The organism is Enterobacter cloacae complex sp. 2022EL-00981, assembly GCF_028737495.1.
Lineage (GTDB): Bacteria > Pseudomonadota > Gammaproteobacteria > Enterobacterales > Enterobacteriaceae > Enterobacter > Enterobacter cloacae.
In genome coordinates this window covers 42,141-64,872 of record NZ_JAQZRK010000002.1, presented here as the reverse complement: position 1 = coordinate 64,872, position 22,732 = coordinate 42,141, and the positions used below count along the sequence as shown (strand labels likewise).

General features: G+C 55.1%; 28 protein-coding genes and 1 pseudogene. 15 read left to right on the top strand and 14 right to left on the bottom strand.

Translation table 11 applies throughout. The features are described from left to right. Positions 1 to 57: 57 nt before the first annotated feature. Positions 58 to 492 carry a DMT family transporter gene (locus PUZ33_RS02250; RefSeq protein WP_013096712.1) on the top strand — a complete coding sequence of 145 codons (435 nt, stop codon included), beginning with the start codon at positions 58 to 60 and terminating at the stop codon, positions 490 to 492. Positions 493 to 496: 4 nt separating this feature from the next. Continuing rightward, positions 497 to 954 (top strand): annotated as a pseudogene (locus tag PUZ33_RS02245) (DMT family transporter). A 2-nt stretch (positions 955 to 956) separates the two neighbouring features. Here PUZ33_RS02245 and PUZ33_RS02240 read toward each other — a convergent pair. From PUZ33_RS02240 to PUZ33_RS02205, 8 genes are read right to left on the bottom strand one after another with little or no spacing between them, the layout of a single operon-like run. After that, positions 957 to 1,484, bottom strand: a complete 528-nt coding sequence (locus PUZ33_RS02240) for a DUF3833 domain-containing protein (protein WP_020688129.1) — start codon at positions 1,482 to 1,484, stop codon at positions 957 to 959. Beyond that, entirely contained in the window at positions 1,481 to 2,005 is a 525-nt protein-coding gene (locus PUZ33_RS02235; RefSeq protein WP_058680375.1) for a hypothetical protein, read from the bottom strand. Before PUZ33_RS02235 ends, PUZ33_RS02240 begins: the two co-directional genes overlap by 4 nt. Further along, positions 2,002 to 2,487 (bottom strand): DUF2878 domain-containing protein, encoded by a 486-nt coding sequence (locus tag PUZ33_RS02230; RefSeq protein ID WP_058680376.1) that lies wholly within the window; start codon positions 2,485 to 2,487, stop codon positions 2,002 to 2,004. The genes PUZ33_RS02235 and PUZ33_RS02230 overlap by 4 nt, the downstream gene beginning before the upstream one ends. After that, positions 2,484 to 3,704 (bottom strand): SAM-dependent methyltransferase, encoded by a 1,221-nt coding sequence (locus PUZ33_RS02225; RefSeq protein ID WP_058680377.1) that lies wholly within the window; start codon positions 3,702 to 3,704, stop codon positions 2,484 to 2,486. The genes PUZ33_RS02230 and PUZ33_RS02225 overlap by 4 nt, the downstream gene beginning before the upstream one ends. After that, positions 3,701 to 4,423, bottom strand: a complete 723-nt coding sequence (locus PUZ33_RS02220; RefSeq protein WP_046887515.1) for a DUF1365 domain-containing protein — start codon at positions 4,421 to 4,423, stop codon at positions 3,701 to 3,703. The genes PUZ33_RS02225 and PUZ33_RS02220 overlap by 4 nt, the downstream gene beginning before the upstream one ends. Further along, complete coding sequence (locus tag PUZ33_RS02215; RefSeq protein WP_058680378.1) at positions 4,420 to 5,682, bottom strand: NAD(P)/FAD-dependent oxidoreductase; 1,263 nt, start codon at positions 5,680 to 5,682, stop codon at positions 4,420 to 4,422. The genes PUZ33_RS02220 and PUZ33_RS02215 overlap by 4 nt, the downstream gene beginning before the upstream one ends. Beyond that, complete coding sequence (locus PUZ33_RS02210) at positions 5,679 to 6,398, bottom strand: SDR family NAD(P)-dependent oxidoreductase (RefSeq protein WP_058680379.1); 720 nt, start codon at positions 6,396 to 6,398, stop codon at positions 5,679 to 5,681. Before PUZ33_RS02210 ends, PUZ33_RS02215 begins: the two co-directional genes overlap by 4 nt. After that, positions 6,395 to 6,829 (bottom strand): nuclear transport factor 2 family protein, encoded by a 435-nt coding sequence (locus tag PUZ33_RS02205; RefSeq protein WP_058680380.1) that lies wholly within the window; start codon positions 6,827 to 6,829, stop codon positions 6,395 to 6,397. The genes PUZ33_RS02210 and PUZ33_RS02205 overlap by 4 nt, the downstream gene beginning before the upstream one ends. A gap of 257 nt (positions 6,830 to 7,086) precedes the next feature. On the opposite strand from PUZ33_RS02205, the gene PUZ33_RS02200 reads away from it, so the two are divergent. From PUZ33_RS02200 to PUZ33_RS02185, 4 genes are all read left to right on the top strand, one after another. Beyond that, positions 7,087 to 7,284: a hypothetical protein gene (locus PUZ33_RS02200; protein ID WP_013096722.1), complete on the top strand. Its 198-nt coding sequence runs from the start codon at positions 7,087 to 7,089 to the stop codon at positions 7,282 to 7,284. Position 7,285: 1 nt separating this feature from the next. Next, complete coding sequence (locus PUZ33_RS02195; protein ID WP_058680381.1) at positions 7,286 to 8,056, top strand: hypothetical protein; 771 nt, start codon at positions 7,286 to 7,288, stop codon at positions 8,054 to 8,056. A 63-nt stretch (positions 8,057 to 8,119) separates the two neighbouring features. Continuing rightward, the gene (locus PUZ33_RS02190; protein WP_058680382.1) at positions 8,120 to 8,713 is read left to right on the top strand and encodes a TetR/AcrR family transcriptional regulator; all 594 of its coding nucleotides are present in this window, start codon (positions 8,120 to 8,122) and stop codon (positions 8,711 to 8,713) included. Between the two features lie 74 nt (positions 8,714 to 8,787). Next, positions 8,788 to 9,384 (top strand): NAD(P)H-dependent oxidoreductase, encoded by a 597-nt coding sequence (locus PUZ33_RS02185; RefSeq protein WP_058680383.1) that lies wholly within the window; start codon positions 8,788 to 8,790, stop codon positions 9,382 to 9,384. 51 nt (positions 9,385 to 9,435) lie between these two features. On the opposite strand, the gene PUZ33_RS02180 is transcribed toward PUZ33_RS02185, so the two are convergent. Then, positions 9,436 to 10,014 carry a TetR/AcrR family transcriptional regulator gene (locus PUZ33_RS02180; protein WP_058680384.1) on the bottom strand — a complete coding sequence of 193 codons (579 nt, stop codon included), beginning with the start codon at positions 10,012 to 10,014 and terminating at the stop codon, positions 9,436 to 9,438. Between the two features lie 102 nt (positions 10,015 to 10,116). Between PUZ33_RS02180 and PUZ33_RS02175 the strand changes: the two genes are divergently transcribed. The 6 genes from PUZ33_RS02175 (at position 10,117) to PUZ33_RS02150 (ending at position 17,405) form a co-directional block, all read left to right on the top strand. Beyond that, the gene (locus tag PUZ33_RS02175) at positions 10,117 to 10,584 is read left to right on the top strand and encodes a nuclear transport factor 2 family protein (protein WP_058680385.1); all 468 of its coding nucleotides are present in this window, start codon (positions 10,117 to 10,119) and stop codon (positions 10,582 to 10,584) included. 153 nt (positions 10,585 to 10,737) lie between these two features. Continuing rightward, positions 10,738 to 11,352 carry a TetR/AcrR family transcriptional regulator gene (locus PUZ33_RS02170; protein ID WP_014831802.1) on the top strand — a complete coding sequence of 205 codons (615 nt, stop codon included), beginning with the start codon at positions 10,738 to 10,740 and terminating at the stop codon, positions 11,350 to 11,352. Between the two features lie 74 nt (positions 11,353 to 11,426). After that, positions 11,427 to 12,533, top strand: coding sequence for an efflux RND transporter periplasmic adaptor subunit (locus PUZ33_RS02165; RefSeq protein WP_058680386.1), 1,107 nt, complete (start codon positions 11,427 to 11,429; stop codon positions 12,531 to 12,533). Further along, entirely contained in the window at positions 12,530 to 15,601 is a 3,072-nt protein-coding gene (locus PUZ33_RS02160) for an efflux RND transporter permease subunit (RefSeq protein ID WP_252107573.1), read from the top strand. Before PUZ33_RS02165 ends, PUZ33_RS02160 begins: the two co-directional genes overlap by 4 nt. A 243-nt stretch (positions 15,602 to 15,844) precedes the next feature. Continuing rightward, the gene (locus PUZ33_RS02155; RefSeq protein WP_013096729.1) at positions 15,845 to 16,783 is read left to right on the top strand and encodes an omptin family outer membrane protease; all 939 of its coding nucleotides are present in this window, start codon (positions 15,845 to 15,847) and stop codon (positions 16,781 to 16,783) included. Between the two features lie 151 nt (positions 16,784 to 16,934). After that, the gene (locus PUZ33_RS02150; protein ID WP_058680388.1) at positions 16,935 to 17,405 is read left to right on the top strand and encodes a hypothetical protein; all 471 of its coding nucleotides are present in this window, start codon (positions 16,935 to 16,937) and stop codon (positions 17,403 to 17,405) included. Between the two features lie 46 nt (positions 17,406 to 17,451). Here PUZ33_RS02150 and PUZ33_RS02145 read toward each other — a convergent pair whose 3' ends face one another. After that, positions 17,452 to 18,375 carry a LysR substrate-binding domain-containing protein gene (locus PUZ33_RS02145; protein WP_274205295.1) on the bottom strand — a complete coding sequence of 308 codons (924 nt, stop codon included), beginning with the start codon at positions 18,373 to 18,375 and terminating at the stop codon, positions 17,452 to 17,454. Between the two features lie 70 nt (positions 18,376 to 18,445). Further along, positions 18,446 to 18,946, bottom strand: a complete 501-nt coding sequence (locus tag PUZ33_RS02140; protein ID WP_058680390.1) for a DUF523 domain-containing protein — start codon at positions 18,944 to 18,946, stop codon at positions 18,446 to 18,448. 193 nt (positions 18,947 to 19,139) lie between these two features. On the opposite strand from PUZ33_RS02140, the gene PUZ33_RS02135 reads away from it, so the two are divergent. Next, a complete protein-coding gene (locus tag PUZ33_RS02135; RefSeq protein ID WP_058680391.1) occupies positions 19,140 to 19,457 on the top strand; it encodes a hypothetical protein in 318 nt (105 codons plus the stop codon). Between the two features lie 52 nt (positions 19,458 to 19,509). Here PUZ33_RS02135 and PUZ33_RS02130 read toward each other — a convergent pair whose 3' ends face one another. Next, a complete protein-coding gene (locus PUZ33_RS02130) occupies positions 19,510 to 20,187 on the bottom strand; it encodes a DUF1963 domain-containing protein (RefSeq protein WP_058680392.1) in 678 nt (225 codons plus the stop codon). A gap of 105 nt (positions 20,188 to 20,292) precedes the next feature. Between PUZ33_RS02130 and PUZ33_RS02125 the strand changes: the two genes are divergently transcribed. Beyond that, positions 20,293 to 20,703 carry an ASCH domain-containing protein gene (locus tag PUZ33_RS02125; protein ID WP_058680393.1) on the top strand — a complete coding sequence of 137 codons (411 nt, stop codon included), beginning with the start codon at positions 20,293 to 20,295 and terminating at the stop codon, positions 20,701 to 20,703. Positions 20,704 to 20,825: 122 nt separating this feature from the next. Here PUZ33_RS02125 and PUZ33_RS02120 read toward each other — a convergent pair whose 3' ends face one another. Further along, on the bottom strand, positions 20,826 to 21,137 hold the full coding sequence (locus PUZ33_RS02120) for a YebG family protein (RefSeq protein ID WP_038419338.1): 312 nt from the start codon (positions 21,135 to 21,137) through the stop codon (positions 20,826 to 20,828). 238 nt (positions 21,138 to 21,375) lie between these two features. Here PUZ33_RS02120 and PUZ33_RS02115 point away from each other — a divergent pair, with 238 nt between their 5' ends. Then, complete coding sequence (locus tag PUZ33_RS02115) at positions 21,376 to 22,206, top strand: alpha/beta fold hydrolase (protein WP_020688164.1); 831 nt, start codon at positions 21,376 to 21,378, stop codon at positions 22,204 to 22,206. A 48-nt stretch (positions 22,207 to 22,254) separates the two neighbouring features. On the opposite strand, the gene PUZ33_RS02110 is transcribed toward PUZ33_RS02115, so the two are convergent. Next, a complete protein-coding gene (locus tag PUZ33_RS02110) occupies positions 22,255 to 22,617 on the bottom strand; it encodes a helix-turn-helix domain-containing protein (protein ID WP_023620848.1) in 363 nt (120 codons plus the stop codon). Positions 22,618 to 22,732: the final 115 nt, after the last annotated feature.

Below are 22,732 nucleotides of genomic sequence, written 5' to 3'. Positions count from 1 at the left end.
TTTTTCTCATGACCAGACCGACGTAATCTTCTCCGCCTGCAAAACGGAGGAATAACAATGCAGCTTGTTTTGATTTTACTGGTGATTGCCGGGGGGATGGGGCTTTCCGTAGAGGCTGGCCTGCTGGGGCCGCTGGGTGGAAAAGTCGGTGATTTATGGGCCACGTTCAGCATTTTTGGCGTCGGCGCCGCGCTGACGTTTCTGCTGATGCTGTTCTTCAGCCCGCGCAACAGCCCGTCGTTTTTTGCCCAGCCTGGCTGGCAGTTGCTCGGCGGGGTTCTTGGCCCGGTTTACGTGGTGATCCTGACCCTCGCCACCCCGGCCATCGGCATCGCCCTGACGATGATTGGCATTCTGGCGGGGCAGGTTTTTAAAAGCCTGCTGATCGACCATTACGGTCTGCTGGGCACACCGCACAGGAAGATCAACGCGAAACGGATCGTCGCACTGGGTTTTATTATTGCGGCACTGATTCTGGTCGCACAGGGGTAACACGATGACACTGATGATGATTATTCTGGCCGTGTGCGGCGGCGCAACGCTGAGCGTTCAGGCTGCGATCAACGGGCAACTCGGCAGCCGCGTGGGCGTATTCAAAAGCGCGTTCCTGACGTTCTCCGTTGGCGCGCTGGTCACCGCCTTGCTGATTTTTTTTTTGAACCAAAACAGACAGTCACCCTGCTGGACGTGCCGAAATGGCAGCTTCTCGGGGCGATGTTTGGCGTGCCGTACATTGTGATCATGGTGTTGGCGGTGCAGCGCATCGGCACCGCCGTCGCCACGGTCGCGGTGATTTTTGGTCAGCTCACCATGAGTATGCTGATTGATAACTTTGGCTGGCTGGGCAATGCGGCCATTCCGTTTTCGATGAGCCGACTGGCCGCCGTCCTCTGCCTGGGTATTGCGCTGTTTTTCATTTACTCAGGCAGTAGAACCGTCCCTACCCGCGAGTAACGTTACGCCTTGCGGGTAAAGAACAGCGTCACCGTGGCGACGGTGACGCCAAATTTCTTCATCTCGGTTTTATTAAACAGGTGTGTGCCATCCTGCAGGTACATCCAGTCGTCAAAGTGCAGCAGCCAGGTGCTGCCGTTGGCCTTCACGTTCATGCTGTACCGCCAGTTGAAGGCATTGCCCGCCGCCTGCCCTGTCGCCACGCCGTCAATATCGCCCGCCGTGCCCTCATAACGATCGGTCGCCACGCGGCGGATATGCCATACCCGCTGCTGTTTTTCGCCATCGTCGTAGACAAAATGTTCATTCAGCGTCAGCGTGTCGCCAATCACGTCCCCGGCAATCTCCACGTGGAAGCGGCGGATCTGCTTCCCGCTGCGATCCTGCACCATCCCCCACGCTTCCGTTTTGCCCTGGAAATAGTGGAAGATATCAAGCCGCGGCTGCTGCTGGCGGTACTCCGTCACGTCCGTACTGCAGCCTGCCAGCAACATCGTCACACCCAGCGCCATGATCAAAAAACGTTTCATTGTTGTCCTCCGATTAACTGCTGACGCAGCTCAGGGTATTGCGTGCGGGGATCCAGCCAGATCCCCAGAAAACGGCTACTGAACGCTTGCGACTGAGGCGGACCCAGGGGTCTGAAAGTTCCCGATGCGGCAGGCGCGCGGTACCAGAACTGTCCCTGCTTGTCGTTGAGCACGAACGCCAGCTGCGCGCCCGGCCGGACATCCGGCCACAGCGAGGCAAGCATCCGCAGCCAGGCTTCGCTCTGCGGCTCCTGCTGCAAAACCCCCTGTGCTCGCCACTGGTCGCGGGTTGCCTCGACCAGATCTTCACTGTCGATGTCACGCGCGTAGGTGATAATGAGCGCCTGATCCTGCATCTTGCCGGTGTAGCGCCCTTCAGGGGTGCGCAACTGGGAGGTATAAACGGTGAAAGGCCCCCAGGTGAGCGTGGCATCCCCCACCTTACGCCAGTTCAGCCAGTCGGCTGCCTGGGCCAAAGGCGTGAGGGTAAGGAGTAAGAGGAACAGTCGCGCGGCTCTCATTGTTCTCTCCCCATCAGCAGGTGATAAAACAGCATGAGCACCAGCCAGCCCGGCGCCATCCAGCTGACGACGATAAAGGTCGGCACCAGAAACGTGATCGCCCCCAGTCGCTCACCTATCAGGTACGCCACCGGACCGCCCACGGAAGCCAGCAGCATCAGCAGCCAGCCGGGTAACGTTGTGGTGCGCGTCAGCTGCGTCCAGACCGTAGCAAACATCAACCACAGCGCCACCATCCACAGGGGCATCAGCGACTCGCCGGTAAAGGCGATCAGCCCCGTCAGCGCCCAGAGCGCATCCAGCAGACTGCCCGCCGCGGCCAGCAGAATGGCATAAACACGGTGTGCAGGCGGCAACATCAGGCAGGCGAAGATCGCCAGCGCGCACCAGATAATCAGGCCACGTTCGCGAAACAGCACCACCAGCGTCCAGTAGAGATCGAACGCGATAGCCATGGCGAAAACCTGCACGTAACGTTTCATACGCGCTCGGCGGTTAGTTGCACCACGCTGATGGTGCGGGCGTTAAACCCGGCTTCGCAGTAGCCAAAGTAATAGAGCCACATCCTGCGAAACCGCTCATCAAATCCCAGTTTTTCAATCTCCTGCCAGGCATGGAGAAAGCGCTGACGCCAGTGTGCCAGCGTGCGCGCGTAGTCCGGCCCCATATCAAACAGGTTGCGCACCACAAAATCGGTGTGGCGCGTCATCAGCGCGTTCATCGCCGTTATGCTCGGCAAAAAGCCGCCGGGGAAGATATACCGCTGAATAAAATCCACGCTTTTGCTGTAATCGCGATACCGCTGATCCTGAATGGTGATGGCCTGAATCGCCATGCGCCCACCCGGACGCAGACGCGCCTGACAGGTGCGGAAGAACGTTGGCAGATAGCGTTGCCCGACGGCTTCAATCATCTCAATCGACACCAGCTTGTCGTACTCGCCGGTTAAATCGCGATAGTCGCAGAGCAACACCTCAACGCGGTCCTGCAGACCGGCCCGGGCAATCCGCTCTGTCGCCCAGCGATACTGCTCCTGCGACAGCGTGGTAGTGGTCACCCGGCAGCCGTAGTGACGGGCCGCGTATTCCGCCATCGCCCCCCAGCCGGTGCCAATCTCCAGCAGATGATCGCTGGGGTTCAGCGCCAGCTGTTCGCACAGACGCGCCATTTTCGCCCGCTGCGCGTCGCCAAGATCCTGCTCCTCCCCGCTAAACAGCGCGCTGGAATAGAGCAACTCCTTGTCCAGAAAATGGGCATAAAACGCGTTACCCAGATCGTAATGCGCCGCAATGTTTTCCCGCGCCTGCACCCGGGAGTTGCGCCGCGTCCAGTGACGAAGCCGCTCCAGCGGTCTGCCGAGCAGGCGGAACCCTTTTTCAATCCGCCCCAGTACCTGGCTGTTTAGCGCAAGCAGTTGCAGAAGGGGCGTGAGCTGCGTGGTTTCCCACTCGCCGTCAATCCAGGCCTCTGCTGCGGCCAGACTGCCCCCGGTCAGGACGCGCCAGTAGACGCCCGGACTGAGGATCTGCACGTCGGCATGCAGCGCGGCAGACAGCTCACCGAAATGAAAGGTCTGCGCCCCTTCACGTAGCGTGAGCGAGCCGCCACGAAGGCCGCTCAGCACGCGAAAGAGCAGCCAGCGCGCGACGCGGACGTTGCGCGGGATATCGGGTTCAAGCGCAAAGACGGGATCGGTCATGAGCGTTCACTCCTGCTGACAGGATGGTTATACAGAGGCACGCGCTTAAGCCACAGCCGCAGCGCCTGCCAGTAAATCGCGAAAACGGTTTTGAGCGTCATCAGCGGAATACGCAGCAGCAGTCCACGCAGCGCCGGACGGGTCAGCGGCGCGCGGCGAAGCGCCAGCGTGGCATCAAATACCTTTGACGCCTGATGATTTTCAATGTGCATATGCAGCGTGTTATCCGGGTTGTTGAAGCGCCAGTGGTAAATCATGTCCATGGGGTTAAACGGAGAAACGTGAAAGGCTTTCTCCGTGGGCTGCGCATCCTGACCATTGACGGCGTAATAATGACGTTCGTTCCAGGGGGTATTGCGCACTTCGGCCAGCACCCAGCGCAGCGTCTCTGCCGGGTCATAGCAGTAATAAAAATTGACGGGATTAAAATGAAAGCCGAAGTAGCGTAGCTGCGTCAGGAGCATCACCCGCCCCTGCGGACGTTCTCCGGTGAGGCTTTCCAGCCGATTCAGCACGTTCTCTTTAAGCGGCGAACCCAGCGGATAATCCGCATCATGGAACGATGCGGCGGCAAACCGGTTGCGCCGCACGCCAACGGTGGGCAACTTCTCCAGCTCGTCGAGATCGAGCCAGGCCATAAAGACGCCGTAGCTGAACTCATGCGTTTTCGGCTGGAGACGGCGGTGGCGTAATACGCCGTGATAGAGGCAACTGTTCATCGGTTTCCCTCCCCGGCGGTTATCGCATTAACGACGTCCAGCGCGCTGCGCACACCATCTTCATGAAAACCGTTGTACCAGTACGCGCCGCAGAACCAGCTCCGCTGGTGACCGTTGATTTCGCTGCGGCGTGCCTGTGCCCGCCAGCTTTGCGGGTTAAACAGTGGATGTTCATACACAAAGCGCCGCAGCACGAAGCGTTCGTCCACCGGCGTCTCCGGGTTTAAGGTGACGCAGAACAGCGGGCTACCGGCGGGCAGCCCCTGCAAGATATTCATGTTGTACGTTACGCAGGCGCTGGCCTGATCCTGGTCGCTCAGGCGGTAGTTCCAGCTGGCCCAGGCGCGCTGACGCACCGGCAGCCAGCGCGGATCGCTGTGCAGTACCACCTCATTACGCTGCCAGCCTATATCGCCCAGCACCTCCTGCTCAGCGGCGGAAGGTGCGTCGAGGATGGCCAGCGCCTGGGCTGAGTGACAGGCAAAAATCACCTGATCAAAACGGTGGCTCGATTCTTCAAGATGGAGGGTGACCCCCTGTGCATCACGGCTTACCCGCTGCACCGGCGCGTTGAGGCGCAGCGTTAACCGGTCGCCAAGCTGGTGCAGAATGGCGCGGATATACTCCCGTGAGCCGCCGGGCACCACGTACCACTGCGGACGCTGAGTGATATCCAGCAGACCATGATTCTCAAAGAAGCGTAAAAAGAGCGGCAGCGGAAAACGTTTCATCTCCTGTAGCGACGACGACCAGATGGCCGCCCCCATCGGGAGAATATAATGACGCGCAAAGAACGGCGTAAAGCGATGCTGTTCCAGGAACGTTTGCAGCGTCGCGCCGGGCTCCAAGACCTCTTTCAGCGCCTGTTTCGCCAGGCGGTTAAAACGGACAATCTCCCCAAGCAGACGCCAGAACGCCGGGTTCACCAGGTTACGATGTTGTGCAAAGAGCGTCGTCAGGGTGTGGCCGTTGTACTCCAGCCCACTTTGCGGATTGTGTACCGAGAAGCTCATCTGCGTTTTTTGCCCGCTGATGCCCAGCTCGCTAAGCAGCCCCATAAAGCGCGGATAGGTGCGGTCGTTGTAGACGATAAAACCGGTGTCGATGGCGTAGGTACCCTGTGGCGTCGGCACGTCAACCGTGGCGGTATGGCCGCCGGGGGTGGCACCGGCTTCAAACAGGGTGACCTCATGATGCCCGGCAAGCCGCCAGGCGCAGGTCAACCCGGCGATGCCGCTGCCGATTATGGCGATCTTCATGAGCGCACCATCCTGCGCAGCAGTGCACGCTGTAAGAACACTGGCAGCCCGGAAAGCAGCCGCAGTGTCAGACCAAATCCCGCTGGAAACGCGATGTGGTTTTTCCCTTTTTCCAGGCCACGGCGAATGGCTTTTACCGCCTCTTCAACGCTCACCCTGCCCGGCATGGCAAAATCATTTTTGCGGGTCAGCGGGGTATCGACAAAACCGGGCGACACCACCGTGACCGCAACCCCTTTCGGCTCCCAGTCGAGACGCAGACTGTCAGCAAACCAGGTGAGTGCGGCTTTCGACGCGCCGTACGCTTCAGCGCGTGGAAACGTCAGCCAGTGCGCCATAGAGCTCACCAGCACCACGCGGTTACCGGCCACAAGCAGCGGTTGCAGCGCGGCGAGGCAATTGACTGGCCCCTGAAAGTTAGTGGTCATCACCCGCTCCACCAGCGCGGCGTCCACCACGCCGTGTTCCAGATATTCGCAGGTTCCGGCGCAGAGGATCGTCAGGTCGGCCGCGCAGCCCGTCAGCGCCTGGCGACAGGCGTCCCTGTCTGTCATATCGAACAGGCGTACCGTAATGTTTGAGCTGTGCTGATGCAGGGCTTCCAGACGCGCCGGATCCCGCCCGCAGGCGATGACATGGTGACCGTCACGGGCAAAAGATTGCGCCAGCCCCGCCCCAATGCCTGAACTGGCGCCGGTGATCAAGACCGTCATCATGATTTCACCCTCCGCTTCACGCCGCGGACCGCCCAGCCGAGCAAGGGAAGATGTTCGTAGATCATCTCTCCGGCATCGTAGTAGTCCCGCTGGCGAATAATCCGAGCCTGTTCCACGTCTACCACGGAGCAGCCAGGCAGTTCGAGGGGCTCGCCACCGGCAATGCGCGGGTGCGACCAGTGCATGGTCCAGGTGACAACAAAGCGTTGTTCGCCGATCAAAGTGGAATCAAGCGTGAAACGGCAGTGTTCGACATTCGCCAGCAGATGGGTGAAATAGCGTTGCAGGGCGAACAGGCCGTTGTGCTCGCCAAACGGATCGATAAGCGTGGCATCGGGATGGTAAAGCCCCGCCAGCGCCGAGGGCGGCTGCGAATCCAGCGCGGTGTAGTAATCAACAAACCGACTGATGACGTCAGGCAAAAGATTCATGGGTCACATCCTGGCGGTAAACAACGTAGCGTAAGCGCATATTTAAAACTTACACAATTCGTGTTATTTGTCCAAGTTTGTCCGGAAATATATTTTTATTTAGTTAATTATCATGTGGTTAGCTAGTCACTTTCTTGCAAGGATCTGAGGCGAAATAAGGTCTGACCGCCATCGGGCTTTTTTTTCAGGTTAACCTTAAGGTAAATTCCCCCGTTCTCTTCCAGGCTTATCCTTTTTATTCATAAGGATGCCATGCGATGAGACGTTTCTTTCTCTCCCTTTTCTCCAGCCCGGAATCGTTACTTCAGGTGATGAGTCAGCAGGAAATTATTGAAGCCGTTGAGGATGGCGACCGGATTATTATCGACCAGGATGGCAACGCCTCGGTGAACTACAAAAGCAACGAGGTACGCCAGGATTTTCTGCGCCACGTCAACGCGTTAAAGAGGGCGTAATATGGGAACGGCGATATTTATGGTGCTGATGGTCTGCGGGTACTGGTACACCAGCCGCGACCTCTCTACCCGCTTCAAAATCAAGCGATCCTTCGGCTGGGATGTCTATTTTCTGGTTGCCCTTTACGGCTCGATCTTCGTTCTGCAAGGTGTGATCGCCACCGGGCTGCTCTGGCTGCTGCTGCTCGCCCTCTCCGCGGCTGACAACACCTTCCACTTTACGTCAGAGCGTTATGCCGACTGGCAGATGGACTTTATGAACTGGAGTTTCCTGGGCATCCAGGCGCCCGTAGTGGTGATGCTGGCCTTCGCCATCCTGTTTTGTCTTTACCGCTCAAACTGGGCGGGCAGCGCCCGACTGGACGGTGAAGGCAGGAAAAAGCTCTATAAGCGCCTGGCACAGGCGAGCGGGATTGAACAACTGCTTTATCAGTGCATGGAGCAAGGCGAGCTGGCGCAGGTGACGCTACGGTCGGGGCGTATCTATGTCGGCATGATCCATACGGCGACGCTGGAATATGAGAAAACGGCCAATATCGTGCTTATTCCCATGCTGAGTGGCTATCGCGATCGCCAGACGATGAATTTTCGCATCGAAAATAACTACAGCAAATGGTATGACGGGCATGACATCACCCTCGACTCTGAGCCCAGAAGTGCGATGGATTTCAGAAAGGTGATTATGCTCAACCAGATTGAGAGCCTTGCGCTGTTCGACCCGGCAAGCGCCAGCGTGCTCGACATGGCTCAGCGGGAAAAAGCCTCGCAATGAGCTTCTCATCCGTTCAGTAAGACGTGTAAACTACCTTTAGTAGTTAACTGATTTGAGGAAAAGATGGTTGTTAAGCGCTTAAGAAAAGAAGAACGCCGCGCACAGCTGCTGGAAGTCGCGCGCGGAATTGTGCGCCAGCAAGGCACTGAGGCCCTTACGCTGGGTTTCCTGGCCGAGCGCGCCAACGTCACCAAACCCATTCCATACGATCATTTTGGCGATCGTGAAGGGCTGCTGATGGCGCTCTATCAGGACTTCAGCGACAGGCAGCTTAAGAAATTCCGCGAGACGTTGAGCAGAGACAATAAAACGCTGGCACAGACGATCCGTTTTTTCAGCGCCGCGTATATCGACTGCGCGATCTCTGCGGGCCCCGAAACGGGCCCCATAGCGGCGGCTCTGTCCGGCTCGCGGGCGCTGCAGATTTTCCGCGAGGCCTGCGTGGCCGACTGCGCAGACTGCCTGCGGATGGCGCTTTCCCCTTTTATTGTGCTGCAAGGAGTAACAGGTGAAGCGGCCCTGACGGCCATTATTGGGGCCGCGGATGCGCTCAGTACGGCTGCCGGAAATGGGATCCTCGCGCGTAACGTTGCCGAAGAGATGCTCAGCGGCGCGATGACTGGCGTCCTCAATACCTACCTGGACAGCACAAAATGAGTGCCCTGCCAGATTGACAGCCAAGTTACCAATAGTAACATATAGACATCTTCACTGACCCTGTTGAGGTCTCTATGTCTGCATCAAACGTCATCAATACTGCCCTGATCGTGACGGCTCACCCGATCGAAAATTCGTTATCCCAATCCCTCGCGCAGCGAATTGCCGGGAAGTTACAGGAACAGGGTACGCAGGTTGAAATAGCCGATCTGCATGCCGAAGGTTTTTCCCCGACCATGATTCGACCCGACCTTGACCTCTACCACGGCGATGTCAGTGCGCTGCCGGACGAGGTGCTGCGCGAGCAGCAGCGTGTCGAGCGCGCGGATATGCTGGTATTTGTCTTCCCGATATACTGGTGGTCCGTTCCCGCCCTTCTGAAAGGCTGGTTTGATCGGGTGCTGACCGTGAACTGGGCCTATAAAGTGGCTGAAGATGGTCGCATCGTGGGTAATTTACGTGATGTGCCCGTGCGCCTGGTCGCAACGGCGGGCAGCGATCTGGCCGGGTTCGATAAGCACGGTTATTCCGGAGCTATTCAGACCCAGATTGTTGAAGGGGTGTTTGGCTTCTGTGGCCTTAAAAACGTGACGCTCGATATCCTCTATCAGGCCGATTCAGCCACTCCTCAGCAGGTGGACGATTTCCTGCAAAGCCTCACTAAGATCTGAATCGTACGGCGCAGCCATTCCCGAGGTTTGGCTGCGCACGCAAAGCCGTAATTAGCGCGGTATCAGCGCTTCAAGTCCCCTTCGCAACTGACTGACCACCTCTTTGGTATCCATGCCCATTTGCGCATGTATGATGGCACCGTCTATCAGCATTAAAATTTGCGTGTTAATAGCCTCATCGGCAATACCGGTGAGGGTGGCAATTTTTTCCCGGGTTTCAGATTTATGGTTGCGGCAAATGGCTTTTATTTCACTTTCATTGTCTTCTGATTTTGCTTCTGCGCTGGCATTAATAAACGCACAGCCATGAAACAACGGGGAAATAAACCACCCGTTAAGCGTTGCAGCTAATGCGTCCGATGCAGCCCGCCCCTCTTCGAGATATTGTCGAAGCGTGGTTTCAAACCAGGTAATCCACAGCTCGTGCCGATAGTGCAGATAGGCAAGAATAAGCAAACTCTTACTCGGGAAATGGCGATAAAACGTCACTTTAGTCACTTTTGCCTGTTTGATAAGCGTATCAACGCCCGTGGCTCTGAACCCGGTGGAATAAAAGAGCTCATGCGCGGTAAGTAATATTTTATCCCTGACGCTGACTTTTTGATCGTTATTCGTGGTGAGCGTATTCACGTTTATCAGGCCTCAAACTGTGTGTTGACAGACGATTTTTACAGGCATAGATTAACGCAAGTAGACAGACCTGTCTACATACTATCAACCGAGGTAGCCGAGATGAATACACGCCCCCCTTTACCGCCATTCACCCGTGAAAGTGCCATTGAAAAAGTCAGGCTGGCAGAAGATGGCTGGAACAGCCGCGACCCGGCAAAAATCGCCCTGGCCTATTCGCTGGACACGCAGTGGCGCAACCGTGCGGAGTTCGCCACGAACCGCGCGGAGGCGCAGGCGTTCCTTGAGCGGAAATGGAAGAAAGAGCTGGATTATCGCCTGATAAAAGAGCTTTGGGCATTTACCGACAACCGCATCGCCGTGCGCTATGCCTATGAATGGCATGATGATTCAGGCACCTGGTTCCGCTCTTACGGCAATGAAAACTGGGAGTTCGAGCCGGACGGCCTCATGAAGCGGCGTTTTGCCTGTATCAACGATATGCCCATCAAGGAATCTGAACGGCTCTTTCACTGGCCGCTGGGCAGACGCCCGGACGATCACCCGTCCCTGAGCGATCTGGGGTTATAGGATTTTTCATCTCTCCGGGCTTGTGCAATAACTCCGGGTAAAGAGTGATACACTCAGGCTCACAGCACTGAAAGATGCATGATTAAAAAGAGTGACCAAATAATATAATGGTCACTCGTTGTCAACTGATGCCCGTCGCGCTAAGCTGAAATAATGACGAAAAATATGAACACCCCATCAACGCGTGGTCCCCTTGACCACTCTGTCCGCGAGCAAATCGTAGAAGCGGCTTTTGAGCACTTCGGCCATTACGGCTATGAAAAAACCACCGTGGCAGAACTGGCTAAATCCATCGGTTTTTCAAAAGCCTATATCTATAAATTTTTCGATTCCAAACAGGCAATTGGCGAGGTTATCTGCGCTAACCGCCTGGCACTGATCATGACGGCGGTGGAAACAGCCATCGCCGACGCGCCGTCGGCCAGTGAAAAAATGCGCCGTCTTTTCCGGGCGTTAACCGAGGCTGGCAGCGAACTCTTTTTCCACGATCGTAAACTTTATGATATCGCCGCCGTTGCCGCGCGGGATAAGTGGCCGTCTACCGAGCGGTATACCGAGAGCCTGATGAAACTGATTGAGAGCATCATTGTTGAAGGGCGCCAAAGCGGGGAGTTCGAAAGAAAAACGCCCCTGGATGAAGTGACCTACGCCATATACATGGTGATGTGCCCTTTCATCAACCCCGTGCAGTTGCAATATAACCTCGAAACCGCCCCGACCGCAGCACTCCTCCTCCCTTCCCTGATTTTACGAAGCCTGGCTCCCTGATCAGTGACCATTGACTTTATTGGTCACTGGTCTGAGAATGCGGAAACCGTCCTTTGATACGATAAGGTTTCCCCATGCTCAGGCTTCATTCCGCCCGTTTTGCCGTTTGTCTCCTCCCTTTCGCCCTGGTGGCGTGCGGTGATAACCCCGCCACCGACGATCCGCGCACCCAGCCACCGCTTGTCAGATCCGCCTCCGTTGAACCGGCGAACGATGCATCCCGTGCGTTTACGGGTGTGGTCGTTGCCAGAACGCAAAGCGATCTCGGTTTCCGTGTTCAGGGCAAAATCCTTGAACGCCTTGTTGATACGGGGCAGACCGTTAAGCAGGGCCAGCCGTTAATGCGTCTGGATCCGGTTGACCTGAAGTTACAGGCACAAGCACAGCAGCAGGCGGTGGATGCCGCCCAGGCCAGGACGAAAAAAGCCACCAGCGATGAGGCGCGCTATCGCGGCCTGGTGGCAACAGGTGCTGTCTCTGCCTCGGAGTATGACCAGATAAAAGCCGCGGCGGATGCCGCCAGAGCTGAACTCAGTGCCGCACGCGCTCAGGCCACCGTCGCGCAAAATGCGACCGGCTATGCCGTGCTGCTGGCCGATTCCGACGGCGTGGTCATGGAGACGCTTGCAGAACCCGGCCAGGTGGTCAGTGCAGGTCAGGCGGTGATCAGACTGGCCCGCTCAGGACAACGCGAGGCGCTCGTCCAGTTGCCAGAGACATTGCGCCCTGCCGTCGGTAGTGAAGCGCTGGCAACGCGCTATGGCAGCGAGGCACAGCCTGTTACCGCGACACTGCGCCTGCTCTCTGATGCAGCCGATACCACCACCCGCACTTATGAAGCACGCTATGTGCTGGAAGGCTCGCTGGCTAACGCGCCGCTGGGTGCGACCGTCACCCTGCATATCGAACAAAATGCTGAACGTCAGGTAATGCAGGTTCCGCTGGCATCTCTGTACGATGCAGGCAAAGGGCCCGGCGTGTGGCGGATCTCCGCGCAGCCCGCAAAAGTAATGTGGCAGCCCGTCAACGTGCTGAGCGTGAGCGACGATGCCGCGCAGGTGACGGGCGGCGTCAAGCCGGGCGAGAAAATTGTGGCGTTGGGTGCCCATCTTCTGCATGACGGTGAAGCTGTCCGTCTGGCTGAACAACGCGGTACGGCTCTGGTGGGGAGTCAGCCATGAGCGACGGACGCTTCAACCTGTCAGCGCTTGCCGTGCGCGAGCGTGCCATCACGCTGTTTCTGATTATTCTGGTGACGCTTGCCGGTATTTACGCCTTCTTTGGACTGGGACGGGCTGAAGATCCGCCCTTCACGGTAAAGCAAATGACGGTGATTACCGTCTGGCCCGGCGCAACCGCACAGGAAATGCAGGATCAGGTTGCTGAACCGCTGGAAAAACGGCTGCAGGAACTCAGGTGGTATGACCGTACCGAAACCTATACCCGCCCGGGCATGGCGTTTATCACCCTCTCCTTACAGGACATGACGCCCCCCTCCGAGGTGCAGGAAGAGTTCTATCAGGCGCGCAAAAAGCTTGGCGATGAGAGCAAAAATCTCCCGGCAGGTGTGATGGGCCCGATGATCAATGACGAGTTTGCGGATGTCACCTTTGCCCTCTTTGCGCTAAAGGCAAAGGGTGAACCGCAGCGTCTGCTGGTGCGTGATGCTGAAAGCCTGCGCCAGCAACTCCTGCATGTGCCTGGCGTCAAAAAAGTGAACATCATCGGCGAACAGGCCGAGCGGATTTATATCGCCCTCTCTCATGACCGTCTGGCAACGATGGGGCTGGCACCGCAGGATATTTTCAACGCGCTGAACAGTCAGAACGTTCTCACGCCAGCAGGCTCCATAGAAACACAGGGTGCACAGATCTTTATTCGCCTTGATGGTGCTTTTGATACGTTGCAGAAGATCCGCGATACGCCGCTGGTCGCTCAGGGTAAAACGCTCAGGCTGTCTGATGTGGCAACGGTTGAACGCGGTTATGAAGATCCTCCCACGCTGCAGATCCGTAACCAGCGTGAACCGGCGCTGCTGTTAGGTATTGTGATGCGGGAGGGCTGGAACGGTCTGGCGCTGGGGAAAGCGCTGGATGCCGAAACGGCTAAGATCAACGAGAACCTGCCGCTGGGAATGACCCTGACCAAAGTCACCGATCAGTCCGTGAATATCCGCTCGTCGGTGGATGAATTTATGATCAAATTCTTCGTCGCCCTGCTTGTGGTGATGGTGGTGTGCTTTGTCAGCATGGGCTGGCGCGTGGGTGTGGTCGTCGCGGCGGCGGTTCCCCTGACGCTGGCGGTCGTCTTCGTGGTGATGGAGGCGGCGGGGATAAACTTTGACCGCGTAACGCTAGGCTCGCTGATCCTTGCTCTGGGTTTACTGGTTGATGATGCCATTATCGCCATTGAGATGATGGTGGTGAAAATGGAGGAAGGCTACGACCGAATCAAAGCCTCCGCTTACGCCTGGAGCCATACCGCCGCCCCCATGCTGGCCGGTACCCTCGTGACGGCGATTGGCTTTATGCCAAACGGGTTCGCCCAGTCGACCGCCGGGGAATACACCAGCAATATGTTCTGGATTGTCGGCATCGCCCTTATTGCCTCCTGGCTGGTTGCGGTGGTGTTCACGCCCTATCTTGGCGTTAAGATCCTGCCAGATATCGCCAAAGTCGAAGGGGGCCATGCCGCCATCTATAACACCCCGCGCTATAACCGCTTTCGCCAACTGCTGACCCGGGTGATTGCCAGAAAGTGGATCGTGGCCGGTTCCGTGGTCTTCATTTTTACCCTGGCCGTAGTGGGTATGGGACTGGTAAAAAAACAGTTTTTCCCTACGTCCGACCGTCCGGAAGTGCTGGTGGAAGTGCAGATGCCTTATGGCACCTCAATTGAGCAGACCAGCGCCGCAACGGCGAAAATCGAAGCGTGGTTAAAACAGCAGCCGGAAGCCAGCATCGTGACCGCCTACGTCGGGCAGGGTTCACCACGTTTTTACCTGGCCATGGCACCTGAATTACCCGATCCCTCTTTTGCGAAAATCGTGGTGATGACGGACAGCCAGACGTCACGCGAGGCGCTCAAGTTCCGGCTCCGGGAAGCGGTCGCCGGTGGACTTGCGCCGGAAGCGCGCGTGCGTGTCACACAACTGGTGTTTGGCCCCTACTCCCCCTTCCCGGTTGCCTGGCGTGTGATGGGGCCCGATGTCGATACGCTTCGCGACATCGCCGACAAGGTTAAAGGCGTTCTGCAGGCCAGCCCGATGATGAGAACCGTCAACACCGACTGGGGTTCACGGGTGCCCACACTCCATTTCACCCTCGATCAGAACCGTCTGCAGGCTACCGGCTTGACCTCAAATAGCGTGGCCCAGCAGCTCCAGTTCCTGTTATCGGGTGTACCAATTACTGCCGTGCGTGAAGATATTCGCGCTGTACAAGTTACAGGACGCGCTGCGGGCGATATTCGTCTTGATCCGGCGAAGATCGACGGGTTTACCCTGGTTGGCAGTGCGGGACAGCGGGTGCCGCTGTCGCAAATCGGTCAGATTGAGGTCAAAATGGAAGACCCGCTCCTGCGTCGTCGCGACCGCACGCCCACCATTACCGTGCGCGGAGATATCGCCGACAATCTTCAGCCACCGGATATGTCGGTGGCGATCATGAAACAGCTAAAACCGATCATTGATACGCTCCCGCCCGGATACCGCATTGAGATGGCAGGCTCAATTGAGGAATCAGGTAAAGCCACACAGGCCATGGTGCCGTTGTTCCCGATAATGATTGCCCTGACGTTACTGATCATCATTGTGCAGGTGCGATCTCTCTCCGCGATGGTGATGGTCTTTCTGACTGCCCCGCTGGGTCTGGTCGGCGTGGTTCCCACGCTGCTGCTGTTCAATCAACCTTTTGGGATCAATGCGCTCGTCGGGTTGATTGCGCTTTCGGGCATTCTTATGCGAAATACATTGATCCTTATCGGGCAGATTACGCATAACCAGAAGGAAGGTCTCGCCCCGTTCGATGCGGTGGTCGAAGCGACCGTCCAGCGGGCACGGCCGGTGTTACTGACAGCCCTGGCCGCCGTGCTGGCATTCATACCGCTGACCCATTCCGTATTCTGGGGGACGCTGGCTTATACGCTGATTGGCGGGACGCTCGGGGGAACGATTATCACCCTTGTCTTCCTGCCGGCGATGTATGCGATCTGGTTCAGGATCCGTCCTGCGAGTAGCGTTTCAAATTAACGGGGAGAATGCGTTAAGTTTATTACATCCGGGAGTGCATTTTTAATTACCGACAGCTATTTTGCACCAACTGAATGTTTATTCATCCCACCTTTCGCCGCCTCACTGAGGCGGCCCAAAGTTAAATATCGCTCCCTGGGTCAAATAATAAAAAAATACCAAAACTGGCAGTTGATTCTTATTTGTATGACTTTTAAGATTTGTCTGCAAGGCATTGATTAAATTTGATTTAGGGAAATTAAAATGACAAAAAATATTGTTGCCGGAATGATGATGGCCGCGTTTTCAGGGGCAGTATATGCAGGATCCGCACAAGCCATACCGGATTTTTCACCGGAAAGTTTATCGGTTTCAGCCTCTGCCGGGATGCTGAGCGGAAAATCCCATGAAATGGTGTACGACGAAGTCACAGGAAGAAAAATCAGCCAGCTCGACTGGAAAATCAAAAATGTCGCCATTCTGAAAGGCGATATTTCCTGGGATGCTTATTCATTTTTGACACTGAACGCCCGCGGCTGGACGTCTCTGGCATCAGGCTCGGGTCATATGGATGACTACGACTGGATGAATGCAAAACAATCCTCCTGGACAGACCATTCATCCCATCCTGCGACCAACGTCAATTACGCCAATGAATACGATCTCAACGTTAAAGGCTGGATCTTCCAGGGCGATAACTATAAAGCTGGCGTAACCGCAGGTTATCAGGAAACGCGCTTCAGCTGGACGGCGACCGGTGGCTCTTATAATTATGATAACGGCACCAATACGGGCAACTTCCCGGCAGGTGAACGCGGTATTGGTTATAGCCAGCGCTTCTCCATGCCGTACATTGGTCTGGCGGGTCAGTACCGTTTCAATGATTTTGAATTCAATGCCCTGTTTAAATTCAGTGACTGGGTGCGCGCGCACGACAACGACGAGCACTATATGCGCGATCTGACCTTCCGTGAGAAGACCTCGGATTCCCGCTATTACGGTGCGTCGGTTGACGCAGGTTATTACGTCACGCCGAACGCCAAAGTGTTCGCAGAATTTACCTATAGCAGTTACGAAGAAGGTAAAGGCGGTACTCAGATTATTGATACCAATACTGGCGAATCGGGCTCTATTGGCGGAGACGCTGCCGGTATTTCAAACCGCAACTATACCATTACTGCGGGTCTGCAATACCGCTTCTGATCCCGTTGTGGTTAATCAAGATCGGGCCCCTGACGGGGCCTTTTTGTGATGTTGAGTTAAACTCACATTGATTCTCACTATTTGTCGTTTTTCAAACGCGACGTCCCTGAAATATCATCCTTCAAAATTGATAAATGTTCAGGGAGCAAACATGACGCTTGACGTTATATTTCATTTAATGAAGCTGGTCTCACTAGATGAATATTCATCCGGCGCCAATTTATCGGCACTGCTGGAATCGCTGTCAGCAGAAAAAGAGAACGATGTTACCCTTGCGGCCTTTGTGCATCGCCTTCACATTCTGTGTGCCGCTCACAGCGACCCCATGCAAGCTGAGGCGCTGCTCGCCGCTAATCTGCCAAAAGAAGGGGAACCCCTTCCCGTGCTGGATTTTTCAGGATGGCCGCTGGTGCGTTACGCCCTTTCAGGTGAATTACAAACACCCGAGTCCGAGGCGTACTTTCAGAACGTCACGTCGGCTGCCACGATATTGCGTGCAGCGATAGTAGATTCAGAGCGCGCAAACAATACGCCTGCGATCGCTATTCTCGATAAACTTCTCAACCTGAACGGTGCATTGCCGGAAAGGTATAAAAAAATGGCAAATATTCCATACGCCTGAAGTCTATAGAGCAGGATACGCCCGCGGCATATCCTGCTTTTGATAACTACAGCCGATGCTCGTCGTATTCCAGACAGATGATATCAAGAGAAGGAATGACCGGGGCATGCAGGTCAAGCCAGTCCAGCAGACATTCAATACTCTTTTTCCTGAGTGAATTTTTCGGCCAGACAATGTAATAACCGTCTCCGGTGGCGATGGCTTCTTTGAAAGGCAGCGCAAGCAGGCCGCTATTCAGCGCGTCAAGCGAAAGCAGCAGGTCGGCAATCGCGACGCCATGGCCGTTCATGGCGGCACTACTCCCCTGTTCAAGGGTGTCGAAAACCGCTCCGCGACTCATATCAAGCCCGGGGAATAACCCCGTCCTTCTCAGCCACCGCCGCCAGTCGCGTCTGTCCGGGGAAGGATGGATCAGATCGCACTGCGAAAGTTGCTCTCGGGCAGATTCCAGTAAAGCGGGGTTACAGACCGGAATAAACCATTCACTGAAAAGCAATCGGCTCTCCGTTGACTCGCCAAAATGCCCGTTGCCCAGCAGGATCGCGCAATCATAGGGCTCTCGCGTGAAATCAACGGTATCGATGTCCATCCAGACGCTGGCGATTTCAACGTCGGGTTTTTCATGATGTTCACGAAACGATCGCAGGACGTTAAGCAACCATCTCATGGTGAGCGTACTCGGTGCCTTCAGCCGCAACAGGTGGTTTTCACTCCTGAAAGCCCGACAGGCCCACTCGATGCTCCTGAACCCTTCGTGAAGCTGCCCGGCCAGAACACGCCCCGCCTCACTGATCTCCACTCTCGGCCCCTGCCGTTTGAACAGCTCACAGTCGAACCACATTTCCAGGGTGCGGACATGTCTGCTGACCGCGCCCGGCGTAATATTGAGCACTTCAGCGGCTTTACTGAAGGAGTTTACTCGCGCAGCGACTTCAAAGGCGCGCAGGGCATAGAGTGGTGGTAACGACATCGTTTCCCTTAACAAGGCGGCGGTTAAACCCGTAATACACCGGGCTTACGTTAAATGACGATCGGGTCGGTTAATTGACCCTTTCACTTTCTTCTATCCAGCGTATCAGCGCCGGAAGCTGCGTTTCTGAGAATACCGCGATCCCATGTTCAGCGAGTAATGCTGCCGCGACACCCATCCCCGTGTTGCGCACGCCGGTAAAAGAACCATCATAGATATGCTGGCTCCCGCAGGTTGGGCTGCCATCCGTGAGCAGCGCCGCGCGGCAACCATGCTCCTGTGCGGTACGTAGCGCCAGCCAGGCGGCAAGCTGATAGTGCTCTGTGACATCCTGGCCCGTATTCTCAATGATTCTGGCCTGCCCGCGCATGACATCCCGACCGTCGGCCGACAAAATCTCTGCTGGTGGTCGGGGCACCGGCAACCCGGCAGCCAGTTCAGGGCAGTGGATCACTAACCGCTGCTCCGCTTGCCAGCGGCAGAGTTGCGCCATCGCCTTCGCTTTTTCGCTGCCGTTGTAACGCACCCTGAACCCCATCAGGCACGCACTGACCAGAATTTTATTTATCATCGCTTCCCTGTCGTGTAGATGATGAAAGTGAGGAAGTGTAACACGCTGCGGGTACTGGCGTGGATGGTGAGGGTTGGCTGTGTGTGAGAAATATAGTTGAGGAAAATAAGCACCTGTTTAATCGTCTGGCTGTTCAGTATTATTATTCAGCATCGTAAATTGTCTGAATTCGATACGTTGATGAGGGATTAGGATGGAAAAGAATTTCACACCTGAACAAATTGAAATGATAAACCGTGTTGTTTTTGCGCAAATCAACGTAATGAATGAGAAAATTGCTCAAATCATTGAAGATACAGAATCTACGGCACACCATCAGTTGAAGGATAACGGCATCGACATGACAGATTTTTATCCCGCTAATAAGCATTTCCTTATGATGTCGCTTATACAACATCTGATAGATAAAGTGCACGGTGGCGATATGGCGCTAGCCCAAAAGATGCTGATTATGGAAGCTAAGAGGCTGAACATCAGCGTAAATGTTGAGGCGGATAAGTCGAGAGATTGAGTCGCAGAAATGGCCGGGCATGGGTCATTCATAGCATTGTAATGACGTATGCTCAGTAAAACTGACACGAAAACGTCCAAAGTCCCTCCGGTGATTTATGAAAATAGCCGATACCATTATCCGCCCACATCCAGTTGACCTTTTCCTCTGATCCCACCTGAAAGACAAAGTCTTCTATCCCCACGCCATGTTGTATCTCCATCGGATATCCTCCGACCTTGGTTCCCCTGTAGCGTTTGAAATCATCATGGAAGCGGTCACTTGCCTCCTGATCATCGTTTACGTCAGAAAGGTCAATAATATCCCAGGCATCCTCCCATCCCGGCGCATCATCATTGACGCCCAACCATCGAACCGGAAATGCGCGATAAGGCGTGTCTGTTGCAGGCAATAACTCAAGCCCTTCAAGGGTGGCATATTCGCGTATGAGCCAACCTTCACCATGAGGTTTATCAAATGGATGGCTTTCAATATTGTGAAAGAGCACCAGGAGTGCGACGTCCTTCAGTTGCTCAGGGATAACGGGAAGTTCATCTATACGAATCTGAAGAAGCGGAAACATCGGCTGCTCCTTCCAGAGTGGTAATCCTTCACCGGGAAGAGCGACACCGTTTAAAAACCAGGATGTAAGGGGGTCTGCCGGGGGACGAAAACCGCCCACTTGTGCCACCGATGCAGGACGTAATTTGGATCTGAGCTCGTCTAAAACTAACGCACTCCTGGATTTCATATTTGCCGCCTTACGTATGGAGAGACTCTGTACAGTCTGAAATAAAGACGTTTTTATTATATCGTAATCATTATTCATCAGACCTGCATATAAAAAGGGCTTGTCATGTTTGTGGTTGAGAAATTAAAAGTGAAGTACCCAGGCGCTGGTGCCTGGCAAATGGGCGACAGCCCGGAACTGGCCAGCGAGCTTGCAGACCTGATTAAAAAAGGGATCAAAACCGCTTCCTGCGGATCTTTTGCCTCTTATCAGCAGGAAGACCCGGCCCCGAAGATTGGGAGCTATAACATTATTCTTGATGGTCAGAATGTTCCGGTCTGTGTGACCCGGCTGGTTTCAATGCGACTGGTGCGTTTTTGTGATGTGACTGAGGCGTTTGCCCGCAAAGAGGGTGAAGGCGATTTAAGCCTTGAATACTGGCAGAAAGAGCATCAGCGATTTTTCACCCGAGAAGGTTATTTTTCTGAAGATATGGAGTTGATTGCAGAAGAATTTGAAGTGGTTGAGGTGCTGTGAAAGGAGAGAAAATTAATCGCCCGAGCCAGGACGTAGCAGTGAGGGTGTGAAAGGCGCCACCGGCGCCCTGGTGTAAGACGTATTGCAGTACCTCGACTGTTTTTCCACCGTAAATGTCCCTGTCAGGCAGCTTTCACGGCTCGGATTTTTTTACTGCCAGCCTCATCAGATTCTGTTTTGTCGGTTACAGCGTTGAGATCGGGCAGTTTGCTGGTACGCAGAATATGCTGCACGGCCTCTTTCTGCTCGGCGAGATACAGCCCCAGATCTTCAGCCTGCGTTTCGTCCATCTGCAGTCCGCTTTGCAGCAGCCAGTCGGTGAACGCGTCTGCCATGTCGAGCAGTTTGTCGTGCGCGTCAGCCTCTTTCTTACTGGCAAATGTCATTTTCTCTTCACCTTTTCTTACAACAACATATTTTGTTTCAACCGCCATGATGCGCCCCTTTAACTGTATTTATATACAGTATAACCCTTCACGGTGTAGGTTGCAGCTAAAATTTATTTTCTGTCCGTCCCCCTTACCGCTGCCCCACTCTGCCCGCCTGTGGGTGAGCCTTAACCCAGACGGCCAGCGTATGAACTACACTTCTTAATTCGCGGCGGAGTCGGGCCGTATACCGCATTTCATTTCTGCCTTTCATGCAATCTGTCTATCTGAGTGGAGAATAATCATGGGTTATGTAACAACTCGCGATGGCGTCAATATCTACTACAAGGACTGGGGTCCAAAAGACGGGAAAGTGATCTTTTTCCATCACGGCTGGCCGCTAAGCAGTGATGACTGGGACGCCCAGATGCTGTTCTTCGTCAATAAAGGATTTCGCGTTGTGGCCCATGACCGTCGCGGTCATGGTCGTTCAGATCAGGTGTGGGACGGCCATGATATGGATCACTACGCTGACGATGTGGCCGCCGTTGTAGAACATCTTGGCGTACAGGGTGCGATGCATGTCGGGCATTCAACCGGCGGCGGTGAGGTGGTGCGTTATATCGCCCGGCACGGTGAAGACAAAGTTTCCAAAGCCGTACTGATCAGTGCTGTACCGCCCCTGATGGTTAAGACGGAGAGTAATCCTCAGGGTACGCCAAAGTCAGTGTTTGATGATTTTCAGGCCCAGCTGGCGGCGAATCGTCCTCAGTTTTATTATGACGTGCCCGCGGGACCGTTCTATGGATTTAATCGCCCGGGGGCGAAGCCTTCCGAAGCGGTCATCTATAACTGGTACCGTCAGGGGATGATGGGAAGCGCCAAGGCGCATTACGATGGGATTGTGGCCTTCTCGCAGACTGACTTCACGGAAGACCTCAAAGGGATATCCATCCCTGTTCTGGTCATCCATGGGGATGACGATCAGGTGGTGCCGTATGCAGATTCCGGCGCGATGTCAGTCAAGCTGGTCCAGAACGGAACCCTGCATACCTATAAAGGCGCGCCTCACGGTATCCCAACGACACATGCCGATCAGGTCAATGCCGATCTTCTCGCCTTTATAAACAGTTAACCCCGCACATTACCCCCTCAGGCGGGAGCAAAACGGTTCCCGCCCAGGCTAGGGGGATGTTCGGCATAGATGCTGCGTTTTCGGGCTGACAATGCTGCGACGCCATGCCCCCGGCGCCTGACCATACTGACGCTTAAAGCTGCGATTGAAAGACTGCTGGGAGTCAAAGCCCAACGCAATCGCCACGTTCAGGATCGGCTCATCGCTATGGGTTAACCGCTCCATCGATTTTTGAAGTTTCTGTGCACGGATATACTCGGCAATAGGATAACCCGTGTGTTCTTTGAAGATCCGCTGAAGATGCCATTTTGAATAGCCTGCACGCTTTGATACGGTCTCAATGTCCAGACGACTATCCAGGTTGTTATCGATCCAGTCGAGCAGATCATGAATAAATGCGCCAGTGTCCATCTTCTCCCCCACACGCCACGTAGTAAAAAGCACCTTTGTTTGTTGCATTTAAAGATGGCCCGTTTTGATGTTAAATGCAAGTTTTATTGTTGCATTTAAATCCCTGCCGAAAACG